Consider the following 11,842-nt stretch of genomic DNA (forward strand, 5'->3'; position numbering starts at 1 on the left):
GCAGCGCACCGGCTGCTGGAGGCGGGCGGCATGAGGGGACGGGCTGGTGCTCACCTTCTGAGCCCGGGCCGGCGGTGCAGCGACCGGCCGACGCCTCGATGCCTCGATGGCACCGTCCGGCGGCCGCCGCTGCTCACAGGTCGTCCGGGGTGCCGAGGCCCGTGAGGGAGCCGACCGGGTCCAGGTCGGGCGTGCCCCGGGGCCACCAGTCGTCGTGGCCCGGCTCCGACTCGTAGGCGTACCACAGGCCGTCGCGGCCCAGCCGGAGCTGGACGTGGCCGCGGGGGTGGGTGAGGCGGTTGCGCCAGGGACGGAACGCCGGCAGGTCGGCGGCGAGCAGCAGCGGGCGGGCCCGGTCGAAGCGGCCGGCCGGCGGGTCCCACGGCTCCTCCAGCACGGCCAGCCCCTCGAGCCCGCCCTGCCGCCAGGCGGCGACCGCGCGGGCCAGGTCGGCCGGGGTGCGGCCGGCGGCCTCGGCGAGCGTGGAGTACAGGGCGCGGGTGGTGGCGGTCAGACCGGATCCGGGCCGGGCGGCGGCGAGGCGTACGGCGTCCTGCCAGAGGGTCAGTTCGCCGACCGGGTCACGGCCGGTGGCGAGCAGCGCGTGGGCGCGGGCGGCGGCGTCGGTCGCCAGCTGGTCCAGCGAGAAGGGGTCCGGGCCGCCGGGCGCCGCCGGGTACACCGGTGGCTGCTCGGGGTGCGGCGGCACCGGCAACGGCGGTGGCAGCGGCGGGAGCTGACGCGGGGCGAGGGCGTCGGCGGCGCGGACGCCGGGCAGGGCCCGCGGTGGTCCCTCCTGGGCGGCGCGGGCCGCGCGGGCGGCGCTGCGGCGGGACAGCGCGTCGAGCAGGTCCTTCTCCCCCCGGCCGCGCAGCAGGAGCAGCACGAAGGGGTCGGCGTCGAGCAGGCGTGCCGTCTGGTAGCAGAGGGCGGCCGCGTGCTTGCAGGGGTGGCCGGAGTCGGGGCAGCTGCAGCGTGGGGCGAGGTCCCCCGGTCCGGGCAGCAGGGGGACACCGCAGTCGGCGAGGGACTGGGGCAACTCCTTGTCCAGCAGCGCCGCGATGTGCCCGGGCCGGTCTGCCGCGGCGTCCAGGAACCGCTCCCAGTCCTCGTCCTCCAGCGTGCGCAGCCGCACCTGCACCCGGTACGGGCGTGGGCGGCTCCCGCGTACGTACGCCAGCACCGTGCCCGGGGTCACGGTGATCGCGTCCACATTCCCCTGGTCCGCGTAACCCCGGCCGCGGGCGAGCCGCTTGATGTCCAGCGCGCCCCGCTCCAGCGCGTCGATCCAGGCGTTGCCCCACCAGGTTTCGGCGAACGCCGAATCCTCCCAAGAGGCCGGCCGGGGCGCGAACGCCGGGAAGGTGCGGCGCAGTTCGGTGTCGCGGTGGGGGGTGGCCATGGTGGCGGGGATCTGCGGAGCCGCCGTGTCCGGGGGGCGCAGCTCGGTGGGACGGTGGTGCGTGCGCGGGGGTGGTGCCTGGCCGGGCTCCGGCGCGGGAGCAGCCGCGGAGCGGTGTTCGATGAGGTCGGTGTCGCGTTCGGGGGTGTCCGTGCCGGTGTCGTCCGTCTCCTCCGGGGTGTCGGCCCAGGAGGGCATGCGGAAGGCGTTCGTGAGGAACTGCCGCATGTCGCGGGCGGCGTTGACGCGGGCGGTCCGGGCTTCCTCGCCGGGGCGTGCGGGGGTGGGCGGAGGGACGGCGGGCCGCGCCGGTGTCCGCGTCCCACGCCGGGAGGCCGCCTCCGCGGCCTCGGCCCGCAGCGCCTCCCGGCGGGCGGACCGGAGTGCTTGTCTGGCCACGTCGGCCGGGCGGCCCGCAGGCCCGGCGGTGCGGGCGGCCCGCGGCGAGTCCGGGTCACCCGCGTCGCCGGGCTCCGTCGTGGCACCGGTCTCCTCCCCGGCACCGGACGCGCGGGAGCCGCCGGTCTCGTCGACGTCACCGGTCCCCGTCTTACCGTCCTCGTCCTGCCGGGCGGGCGCCGTCGACCGGAGGGCGGCCCGCACGGCATCCGCGGGCCTCGGCCTCACGGTGCCGGCCTCCTCCGCGACCCGCTCGGCCGCCTCCGCGGCTTCCTCCCGCTCGGCCTCCGCCCGTTCCCGCGCCGCCCGCAGGGCACGCCGGGCGGCGTCGCCGGGCCGCTCTTCGCCGGCGGTCACGAGGTCCTCCGCAGCGAGACCAGGTCGGACAGCTCGCGGTCCGTCAGTTCGGTCAGGGCCGACTCGCCGGAGCCGAGGATGGCGTCGGCCAGGGCGCGCTTGGACGCCAGCATCTCGGCGATGCGGTCCTCGACCGTGCCCTCGGTGACCAGGCGGTGGACCTGGACGGGCTGGGTCTGGCCGATGCGGTAGGCGCGGTCGGTGGCCTGTTCCTCGACGGCCGGGTTCCACCAGCGGTCGAAGTGGACGACGTGGCCGGCCCGGGTGAGGTTCAGGCCCGTGCCGGCCGCTTTCAGGGACAGCACGAGGACAGGGGTCTCACCGCTCTGGAAGCGGTCGACCATGCGCTCGCGTTCCGGCACCGGGGTGCCGCCGTGCAGGAGGTCGACGGGGACCGCGCGGGCGGACAGGTGGGCGGTGATCAGCCGGGCCATGCCGACGTACTGCGTGAAGACCAGCGCGGAGCCGTCCTCGGCGAGCAGGGTGTCCAAGAGCTCGTCCAGGAGGGCGAGTTTGCCGGAGCGGGCCGCGAGCCGGTCGGCGCGCGGGTCCTCCTTCAGGTACAGCGCCGGGTGGTCGCAGATCTGCTTCAGGGCGCCGAGCAGCTTCAGGACCAGGCCCCGGCGGGCGATTCCCTCCGCGGTCTCGATGGCCAGTATCGACTCGCGCACCACCGCCTCGTACAGCGCGGCCTGTTCCCGGGTGAGCGGCACCGGGTGGTCCGTCTCGGTCTTGGGCGGCAGCTCGGGGACGATGCCGGGGTCGGACTTCTTGCGGCGCAGCAGGAACGGCCGTACCAGGCGGGCCAGGCGCTCCACCGCCTGCTGGTCCTCGCCGTTCTCCACCGCGCGTGCGTGCCGGGCTCGGAAGGACTTCAGGGGGCCGAGGAGTCCGGGGGTCGTCCAGTCGAGCAGGGCCCACAGTTCGGACAGGTTGTTCTCCACCGGGGTGCCGGTGAGGGCCACGCGCGCGGGGGCCGGGATGGTGCGCAGCGCCCTGGCGGTCGCGGAGTACGGGTTCTTCACGTGCTGGGCCTCGTCGGCGACGACCATGCCCCAGGGCTGCTCGGCGAGCTGGGCCGCCGTGGAGCGCATCGTGCCGTACGTGGTGAGGACGAAGCCTCCGGTCAGGTCCTCCAGGGTGCGGTCGGGGCCGTGGAAGCGGCGGACCGCGACACCGGGCGCGAACCGGGTGATCTCCCGCTGCCAGTTGCCCAGCAGGGACGCGGGACACACCACGAGGGTCGGCTCGGTGCGGGCGCGCTTGAGGTGCAGGGCGATGAGCGTGATCGTCTTTCCGAGGCCCATGTCGTCGGCGAGGCAGCCGCCGAGCCCCAGGGAGGTCATCAGGTCGAGCCAGGCCAGGCCGCGGAGCTGGTAGTCGCGGAGGGTGGCGGCGAGGCCGGCGGGCGGCTCGGCCGGGCGCAGGCCGGCCGTGAGGCGGTCCCGCAGGGCGGCCAGCGCGCCGACGGGGAGGGCCTCGACGCTCTCGCCGTCGACCTCGGCGGTGCCGGTGAGCGCGACGGACAGTGCGTCGACCGGGTCGAGCAGGCCCAGTTCCCGTTTGCGGGCCTTGCGGACCAGGGCCGGGTCGACCAGCACCCAGCGGTCCCGGAGCCGTACGACCGGCCGGTGGGCCTCGGCGAGCGCGTCCATCTCGGCCTCGCTGAGCGGCTCCCCGCCGAGCGCCAGCTGCCAGCGGAACTGGAGCAGGTCCTCGCTCTCGAAGAATCCGGTGCCGTCGGTCGCCGAGCCGGGCGCGGGCCGCACCACCGCGGCGGCGGTGAGGTCGCGGGCGAGGTCCCGGGGCCAGTGCACGGCCACCCCGGCGGCGGCGAGCCGGCCGGCCGCCACGCCGAGCAGTTCGCCCAGCTCCTCCTCGGACAGCGCGAGGACGTCCGGGACCTCCTGCTCGGCGAGCCGGTCCAGGGGCGGCCAGACCCGGGCCGCGCGCCGCACGGCGAGGGCGGCGTCCACGCGCGCGCGTGGCCCGAAGGCCGCCTCCGCCTCCCCGGCCCACAGGGCGGCGGCGTCGGCCATCAGGGTCGGGTCGGCGAGGCTGTGCACCTGGACGATCGCCGCTCCCGCGGCGCGCGCGCCGTCGGCGGCACCGGCGTCGAAGACGTCGTAGGCGGACAGGTCCAGGCGCAGCGAGACGCGTACACCCGCGTCCATGCCTGCGGCGACCTCCGCGGCCCAGTCGTGGGCGGCGGGCAGTGCCTGGGGTTCGCGTGCGGCGAAGGGACGGCCGGAGGTGAGGGGTGCGGCCGGGGTGCGGGGCAGGGTGTCGGTGACCGCGTCCAGGAAGGAGCGGACCAGGGCCTCCGGCTCGGGCAGGCGGAGCGGGCCGGGGTCCGGCAGCGGCACGGCGTGGCCCTCCGGGGGCAGGGCCGCGGCCACCGCGCGCAGATGGGCGATGTCGTCGGGTTCCAGCGGGCCGGCCCGCCAGGCGTCGTGGCCGCTCGGAGTCAGGCCGGGCAGCAGGCGGCCGCGGGCGACCAGCCGCAGCGCGTGCAGCGCGGCGGCACCCCAGCAGGCCGTGGCCGGGTGGGCGGCCGGATCACGGCGGGCCCGGACCAGCAGTGGCAGTGCCTCGGCGAGCGGCAGGGTCAGTGCGGGCACCTGCCGGCGGCGCACGTTCGCACCATGGCGTCGTACGACGGTCAGCTCGTCGGTGTCGGCGTCCGGGAGCGGGCCGCCGTCGGGGTCCCAGAAGGCCACGCGGCCCTCACGCGGGACGGGCGCGGGCAGGTAGACGGACGCGAGGCGCACCGGGACCGGGTCCCCGGCCTCCCGGGAACCTCCCGTGTGCCCGGCCACCGGGGCCGTGCCGCCGCTCATACGTCCTGCCACCTCCTGCCCGTCGGTCGGATCGGACGTCTTCGACTCTACGGGCGGGGTCCGACACTCGGCTCCGGCGACCGGCCTGGGCCCCGGTTACGGGACCGTGCGGGAGACGACGTACACCATCGGATAGTTCGGGTCGGACGTGTTGACGAGCACGTCCTGGGTGGGCGCCGGGTTCTTCTGCTTGTGGGTGAGTCCCGTCCATGGCCCCGGACCGGTGAAGTTCCAGCCGGAGACCTTCCGGTCGCGGGCGCCGATGGTGATGTCGTCCTTCCTCAGCTCGTCCCGGCGCACGCCCATGGCTCCGAGGAAGCTGTCCAGGCCCGCGTTGGTGGTGCGGAACTGCACGTACAGGCGGCTGGTCTTCCAGTTGTTGGTCTCGTAGTAGGCGATGTAGTCGGCGGGGTGCGGGACCGCCACCTGGTAGAGGCGGCGCTGCACCTTGGACGGCCAGCCCGGGGTGAGGCCGGTCGCCGAGTACTTCGCCTCCTTGTCCTTGCCGCTGTTGCGGCTCTGGTTGGCGGAGATCACCAGGTAGCCCGCCGGGACGCCGATGAGCAGCCCGATGATCAGCAGGGTCAGCGCCCTGCGCTTGGCCTTGTGGCGCGGGTCCTCGGCCGGCCGGCGCGGTTCGTCCGGGGGCGCGGCCTGATGGGGCAGCGATGCGGTCATGCGGTGTCCTGGTCGCGGCGGGCCTGGGCGTACCGCTCGTAGCGCTCGTAGCGTTCCACCCGGCGCCGCTTGGCCCGCCGGAACCGCCGGGCGACCAGCCGGGCCAGGTCGGCGGCGCCGACCATGCCGGCCTCGGGGCCGAGCTGGGCGCGGGTGATGCGGGCCTCGGGGCGGTAGCCGCGGCCGGTGAGGTGCCGCTTGAAGGCGTCCCGGGCCGGGCCGATGAGCAGGTCGTCGGCGGCGCTGACGCCTCCGCCGATCACGAAGCAGGACGGGTCGAGGGCCGCGGCGAGGTTGGCGATGCCGACGCCGAGCCACTGGCCGATGTCCTGGAGCAGCTCCACGCACATGGCGTCGCCCTCGCGGGCCAGCTCGGTGATCATCGGGCCGGTGATGTCGTCGATGTTGCCCTTGACGTGTTCGATGATCCCGTAGGCCACCGGAGAGTCCGCCGCCGCCAGCTCCTTGGCCTCACGGACGAGCGCGTTGCCGGAGCTGTACTGCTCCCAGCAGCCGCGGTTGCCGCACGGGCAGCGGTGACCGCCGGGCACGACCTGCATGTGGCCGAACTCCCCCGCGACGCCGAACTTGCCGCGTTTGACCTGGCCGTCCTCCAGGATCGCGCCGCCGATGCCGGTGCCCAGCGTGATCATGACCAGGTGGTCCTCGCCGCGGCCGGCGCCGAAGCGCCACTCCGCCCAGGCGGCGGTGTTGGCGTCGTTGTCCACGAGGACCGGCACGGACAGGCGGCCGGCGAGGCGGTCGCGCAGTGGTTCGTTGCGCCAGGACAGGTGGGGGGCGAACAGGACGCGGTTGCGGTCGGCGTCGACCCAGCCGGCGGCGCCGATGCCGACCGCGTGCACGTCGTGCCGGTCGGAGAGGTCCAGGACCAGTTCGGCGATGGTGTCCTCGACGACCTTGGGGCTCTTGGACTTGTCCGGGGTCTCCGCGCGGAGCTTCTCCAGGATGTTGCCGTCCGCGTCCACCACGCCGGCCATGACCTTGGTGCCGCCGATGTCGATGCCCACCGTGGGCACCCGGGGTGCTGTCAGATGGGAGCGGCGTTCCCTTGTCCCGACCGTACGGAGCACAGGGGCCCGGCGGGAGCCGATGGGGGCGGTGAGGTCGCGGTAGGTGCTCATCGGGCTCGATTCTGCCTCACAGCGACTTCAGGTGCCGTACGGGGCGGGAGAGGCGTCCGCGCGGTGGAGCCGCGCACCGGCACGGCCCCGTGCCCCTCAACCGCGCCGCAGTTCGTGGCGCAGGGCCTCCAGGTCGGATCCGCCGGCCATCTGCCGGGTCAGCTCGTCCAGCGTGATCTCGTCTCGTGTGTACTGGCCCACCATCGCGCCCCTCCTCAGGAGCACGAACCGGTCGCCCACCAGATACGCGTGGTGCGGGTTGTGGGTGATCAGAACAACACCCAGGCCCTCGTCCCGTGCCGCCGCCACATACTTCAGGACCACACCGGACTGCTTCACGCCCAGCGCCGCCGTCGGCTCGTCCAGGATCAGGACCTTCGCGCCGAAGTGGACCGCCCTGGCGATCGCCACGCACTGGCGTTCGCCGCCGGAGAGGGTGCCGATGGGCTGGTCGACGTCCCGCAGGTCGATGCCCATGCGGAGCAGGGCCTCGCGGGTGGTGCGGCGCATGAAGCCGATGTCGAGGCGCTTGAAGGGGCCCACGCCCTTGCGGGGCTCGGAGCCGAGGAAGAAGTTGCGCCAGACCGGCATCAGGGGGACGACCGCGAGGTCCTGGTAGACCGTGGCGATGCCGCGGTCCAGGGCCTCGCGCGGGGACGACAGGCGGGTCTCCGCGCCGTCGATGCGCAGGGTGCCGCCGTCGTGCCGGTGCAGGCCGGCGATCGTCTTGATCAGGGTCGACTTGCCCGCGCCGTTGTCGCCGAGGACACAGGTGATCTCCCCGGCGTGGACCTCCAGCGAGACGCCCTCCAGGGCGCGGACGGTGCCGTAGTGCTTGTTGACGCCGGTCAGCTCGACCAGCGGCGTGCGCTCGGTGGTCCCGGTCATGTCGTCGCCTCCGCGCGCTTGCGGACCCAGGCGTTGAGCAGGGTCGCGAGGAGCAGCATCGCTCCGAGGAAGAACGTGAACCAGTCGGGGTTCCACTCGGCGAAGACGATGCCCTTGCTGGTCATGCCGAACAGGAGGGCACCGACGGCCGAGCCGACCGCGCTGCCGTAACCGCCGGTGATCAGGCAGCCGCCGATGACGGCCGCGATGATGTAGATCAGCTCGTTGCCGACGCCCTCGCCGGACTGGACGGCGTCGAAGGAGAAGAGCAGGTGCTGGCCGGAGATCCAGGCGCCGAACGCCACGCCCATGTAGAGGCCGATCTTGGTCCCGGCGACCGGGACGCCGACCGCGCGGGCCGCGTCCTGGTTGCCGCCGACCGCGAAGATCCAGTTGCCGGCGCGGGTGCGCAGCAGGATCCAGGAGGCGAGGGCGACGAGGCCGAGCCACCACAGGATGGTGACCTTGAAGTCGACGCCGCCGAGGGTGAGGGTGGAGGCGAAGACGTCGTGGGCGCTCGGGAAGCCCTCCATGTCGGCGATGGTCTTGGTGGAGACCGTGCCGTCGATCAGCTTGGTGAAGCCGAGGTTCGTGCCGGTCAGCATCAGGAAGGTGCCCAGCGTGACGATGAAGCTGGGCAGCTTGGTGCGGGTGAGCACGAAGCCGTTGAAGGCGCCGACGGCGAGGGTGACCAGGAGCGAGACGCCGACGCCGACCCAGGTGTTCGCCGTCATCTGGTAGCTGAACATCGAGGAGACCAGCGCGGAGGACGTCACGAGGACTCCGGCCGAGAGGTCGAACTCGCCGCCGATCATCAGCAGTGCTACCGGTACGGCCATGATGCCGATGGTCGAGGAGGCGTACAGGACCGTGCTGAGGCTGGCGGCGCGCAGGAAGCCGTCGGCGGCGAGGGCGAAGAAGCCGAAGACGGCGAGCGCGCCGGCCACCGAGCCCAGCTCGGGCCGGGACACCAGCTTCCGCAGCGGCGAGCTCTGCAGAATCCTTTCGTCGAGCAGTTTCTCGTCGGTGACCGCGCTCATCGGGTGCCCCGCTCGGTGTACTGAGCCAGCGCGGCCGCCTGGTCCTTGGTGATGATCTGCGGGCCGGTGAGGACCGGCTCGCCGCCGCCGAGGACGTCGCCGTTGTACTTGTACAGCCACAGAAGATCGACGGCCTGGTAGCCCTGGAGGTACGGCTGCTGGTCCACGGCGAAGCCGAGGGTGCCGTCCTCGAGTTCGGCGGCGACCTTGGCGTTGAGGTCGAAGGTGTCGACCTCGGCCTTGCTGCCCGCGTCCCCCTTCGCCTTCACGGCGGTGTCGGCGTAGGGGGCACCGAGGGTGACGACGGCGTCGACGGACTTGTCCGCCTGGAGCTTGGCCTCGATCGCGGACTGCACATCGGGCATGTCGGTGCCGTTGACGTAGAGCTTCTGGACGGTGCCGTGGAAGGTCTTCGCGACGCCGTCGCAGCGCTGCTCGTGCCCGACGTTGCCCTGCTCGTGCAGGATGCACAGGGCCTTGTTCCTGCCGCGCTTGTTCAGCTCGTCACCGACGGCCTCGCCCGCGATCGTCTCGTCCTGGCCGATGTGGGTGAGGGCGCCGAAGGCCTTGGACTCCTCGGAGCCGGAATTCACCGTGACCACCGGGATGCCGGCCTTCTCGGCGCGGGCCACGGCGGCCTTGAGGGCGTCGGGCTTGGCGAGGGTGACGATGATCCCGTCGACCTTCTTGTCGACCGCCGCGTCCACCAGCTGAGCCTGCTGCTGGGCCTCGTCGTCGTGCGAGTACAGGAAGTTGATGTTGTCCTTGACGGCGGCCTGCTTGGCGCCGCTCCGCACGATGTCCCAGAAGGTGTCGCCGTCCCCCGAGTGGGTGATCATCGCGAAGGTCCAGCGCGGGGTGTTCACCGCCGCCCTGCCCTGGGCGGCGGCCTCGCGGGCGTCCTCGGCCCGCTTGCCGCCGGTGCTGCTGCAGGCGGCGAGGGACATGCTCAGCGCCCCCGCCACCGCGATGCCTACCCAGGTCCGAAACCGTGCCACGAGGCCGTGCCCCTTCTTGCCGTGTGCTGTGCTCCGACGTGCGCGAGGGGCGGGCGATCTCACCGTGGGTGCATCCCCGCGGCGACCTCGCCGGCCCCGAACGCTTCAGTATCGAACACAGGGAACACCCATGACATGACCGGGGAGCACACAGCGGTCGCATTGTCCGGACATTGCGACGAACCGCCGGTGGTTTCTCAGGGGCGGACGAGCAGCTGGAACTCGAAGGAGTAGCGGCTCGGGCGGTAGGTGTGGTCGCCGAACTCGACCGCGCGGCCGGTGTCGTCGAAGGTGGTGCGCTGCATGGTGAGCAGCGGGGCGCCCTCCGCCTCGGCGAGCCGCTCCGCCTCGGCGCTCGTGGCGCCGCGGGCACCGATGGACTGGCGGGCGCTGTGCAGGGTGATTCCGGCGGAGCGCATCAGCCGGTACAGGCCGGTGGCCTCCAGCTGGTCGGTGTCCAGGTCGAGCAGGCCGGGCGGCAGCTGGTTGATCAGGTAGGCCATCGGCTCGCCGTGCGCGAGGCGCAGCCGCTCGATGCGGTGGACCTCGCCGCCCTCGGGGACGCCGAGCGCGGCGGCGGCCCCGGCGGAGGCGGGGACGACGGTGTTGACGAGGACCTTGGTCGAGGGCCGCTGGCCGGCCGCCTCCAGGTCGTCGTAGAGGCTGCTCAGCTCCAGGGGGCGCTTGACCTGGCTGTGCACGACCTGGGTGCCCACGCCCCGGCGACGGACGAGGAGACCCTTGTCGACGAGGGACTGGATGGCCTGGCGGACGGTGGGCCGGGACAGGCCGAGCCGGGCGGCCAGCTCGATCTCGTTGCCCAGCAGACTGCCGGGTGTGAGACTGCCGTGCTCGATGGCGGCCTCCAGCTGCTGGGAGAGCTGGAAGTACAACGGCACCGGGGAACTACGGTCCACACGGAGGTCGAGTGACACGGTCGGGTCCACATCTGGTTTCGGCACGGGCCCGAGCGTAGCCCCGTGCATGGTTGACGGGAAGTTGTGTAGTCCGGTTGTCCGGACATTTGTATTGACAGCGTACGGGGTCCGCCCTCACTTTGTTTCCATGCGCATCGGGGTCATCGGTACGGGCCGCATCGGCACCATTCATGCGAACACGCTGAGCCGCCACCGTGAGGTCGGATCGCTGATCCTCACGGACGCGGATCCGTCGCGGGCCCAGGCGCTGGCGCACCGCCTGGGCGAGACGGCTGCGCCCGGGGTGGACGAGATCTTCAAGTGGGGCGTGGACGCGGTGGTGATCACCACCGCGACGGCGGCGCACGCCGAACTGATCGGTCGGGCAGCACGATCGGGCCTGCCGGTCTTCTGCGAGAAGCCGATCGCCCTCGACCTGCCGGGCACACTGCAGGCGCTCGCCGAGGTCGAGGCAGCCGGAACGGTTCTTCAGATGGGCTTCCAGCGGCGCTTCGACGCGGGGTACGCGGGCGCCCGGGACGCGGTGCGCTCGGGACGGCTGGGGCGGCTGCACACCGTACGGGCGACCACCTCCGACCAGTCCCCTCCCCCGCCGGAGTGGCTGCCGCTGTCCGGCGGGCTGTTCCGGGACGCACTGATCCACGACTTCGACGTGCTGCGCTGGGTGACCGGCCGTGAGGTGGTGGACGTGTACGCGACCGGCTCGGACGCCGGAGCCGCCATGTTCCGGGAGGCCGGTGACGTGGACACCGGTGCGGCCCTGCTCACGCTGGACGACGGGACGCTGGCCACGGCTACGGCGACCCGGCTGAACGGCGCGGGCTACGACGTCCGCATGGAGCTGGCCGGGGAGCGGGACACCGTCGTCGTGGGCCTGGACGACCGCACGCCCGTCGCATCCACCGAGCCGACCGGGCCACCCGCCGCGGACAAGCCGTGGACCGGCTTCCTTGAGCGGTTCGGGCCCGCGTACGAGGCCGAGCTGTGCGCCTTCGTCGACGTGCTGCACGGTCAGCGGCCCAACCCCTGCGACGGCCGTGAGGCCCTGCAGGCGCTGCGGATCGCCGAGGCCTGCGAGGTGTCCCGGCGCGAGCGCCGCCCGGTACGGCTGGCGGAGATCCAGGACCCGGTCCAGCCGTCGTACGGCTGAACCCGTGCCG

9 protein-coding genes are annotated in these 11,842 nt (G+C 73.4%); 1 reads left to right on the forward strand and 8 read right to left on the reverse strand.

Going from position 1 to position 11,842, the window contains the following annotated elements:
- Nucleotides 1–133 precede the first annotated feature (133 nt).
- The 8 genes from ACFZDC_RS34110 to ACFZDC_RS34145 form a co-directional block, all read right to left on the reverse strand.
- Nucleotides 134–2,158, reverse strand: a complete 2,025-nt coding sequence (locus ACFZDC_RS34110) for an SWIM zinc finger family protein (RefSeq protein ID WP_391329921.1) — start codon at nt 2,156–2,158, stop codon at nt 134–136.
- Complete coding sequence (locus tag ACFZDC_RS34115; RefSeq protein ID WP_391329922.1) at nt 2,155–4,998, reverse strand: SNF2-related protein; 2,844 nt, start codon at nt 4,996–4,998, stop codon at nt 2,155–2,157. Before ACFZDC_RS34115 ends, ACFZDC_RS34110 begins: the two co-directional genes overlap by 4 nt.
- A gap of 96 nt (nt 4,999–5,094) precedes the next feature.
- The gene (locus ACFZDC_RS34120) at nt 5,095–5,676 is read right to left on the reverse strand and encodes a sugar kinase (protein ID WP_391329923.1); all 582 of its coding nucleotides are present in this window, start codon (nt 5,674–5,676) and stop codon (nt 5,095–5,097) included.
- Nucleotides 5,673–6,818: an ROK family glucokinase gene (locus ACFZDC_RS34125; protein WP_391329925.1), complete on the reverse strand. Its 1,146-nt coding sequence runs from the start codon at nt 6,816–6,818 to the stop codon at nt 5,673–5,675. The genes ACFZDC_RS34120 and ACFZDC_RS34125 overlap by 4 nt, the downstream gene beginning before the upstream one ends.
- A 96-nt stretch (nt 6,819–6,914) precedes the next feature.
- Complete coding sequence (locus ACFZDC_RS34130) at nt 6,915–7,706, reverse strand: ATP-binding cassette domain-containing protein (protein ID WP_391329927.1); 792 nt, start codon at nt 7,704–7,706, stop codon at nt 6,915–6,917.
- Nucleotides 7,703–8,746 (reverse strand): ABC transporter permease, encoded by a 1,044-nt coding sequence (locus tag ACFZDC_RS34135; protein WP_391329928.1) that lies wholly within the window; start codon nt 8,744–8,746, stop codon nt 7,703–7,705. Before ACFZDC_RS34135 ends, ACFZDC_RS34130 begins: the two co-directional genes overlap by 4 nt.
- On the reverse strand, nt 8,743–9,744 hold the full coding sequence (locus tag ACFZDC_RS34140) for a substrate-binding domain-containing protein (RefSeq protein WP_391329929.1): 1,002 nt from the start codon (nt 9,742–9,744) through the stop codon (nt 8,743–8,745). The genes ACFZDC_RS34135 and ACFZDC_RS34140 overlap by 4 nt, the downstream gene beginning before the upstream one ends.
- 197 nt (nt 9,745–9,941) lie before the next feature.
- Nucleotides 9,942–10,679, reverse strand: coding sequence for a UTRA domain-containing protein (locus ACFZDC_RS34145; protein ID WP_391330024.1), 738 nt, complete (start codon nt 10,677–10,679; stop codon nt 9,942–9,944).
- Between the two features lie 130 nt (nt 10,680–10,809).
- On the opposite strand from ACFZDC_RS34145, the gene ACFZDC_RS34150 reads away from it, so the two are divergent.
- On the forward strand, nt 10,810–11,832 hold the full coding sequence (locus tag ACFZDC_RS34150) for a Gfo/Idh/MocA family oxidoreductase (protein WP_391329931.1): 1,023 nt from the start codon (nt 10,810–10,812) through the stop codon (nt 11,830–11,832).
- The last annotated feature ends 10 nt before the right edge of the window (nt 11,833–11,842 follow it).

It is taken from the genome of Streptomyces sp. NPDC007905, assembly GCF_042959345.1.
Lineage (GTDB): Bacteria > Actinomycetota > Actinomycetes > Streptomycetales > Streptomycetaceae > Streptomyces.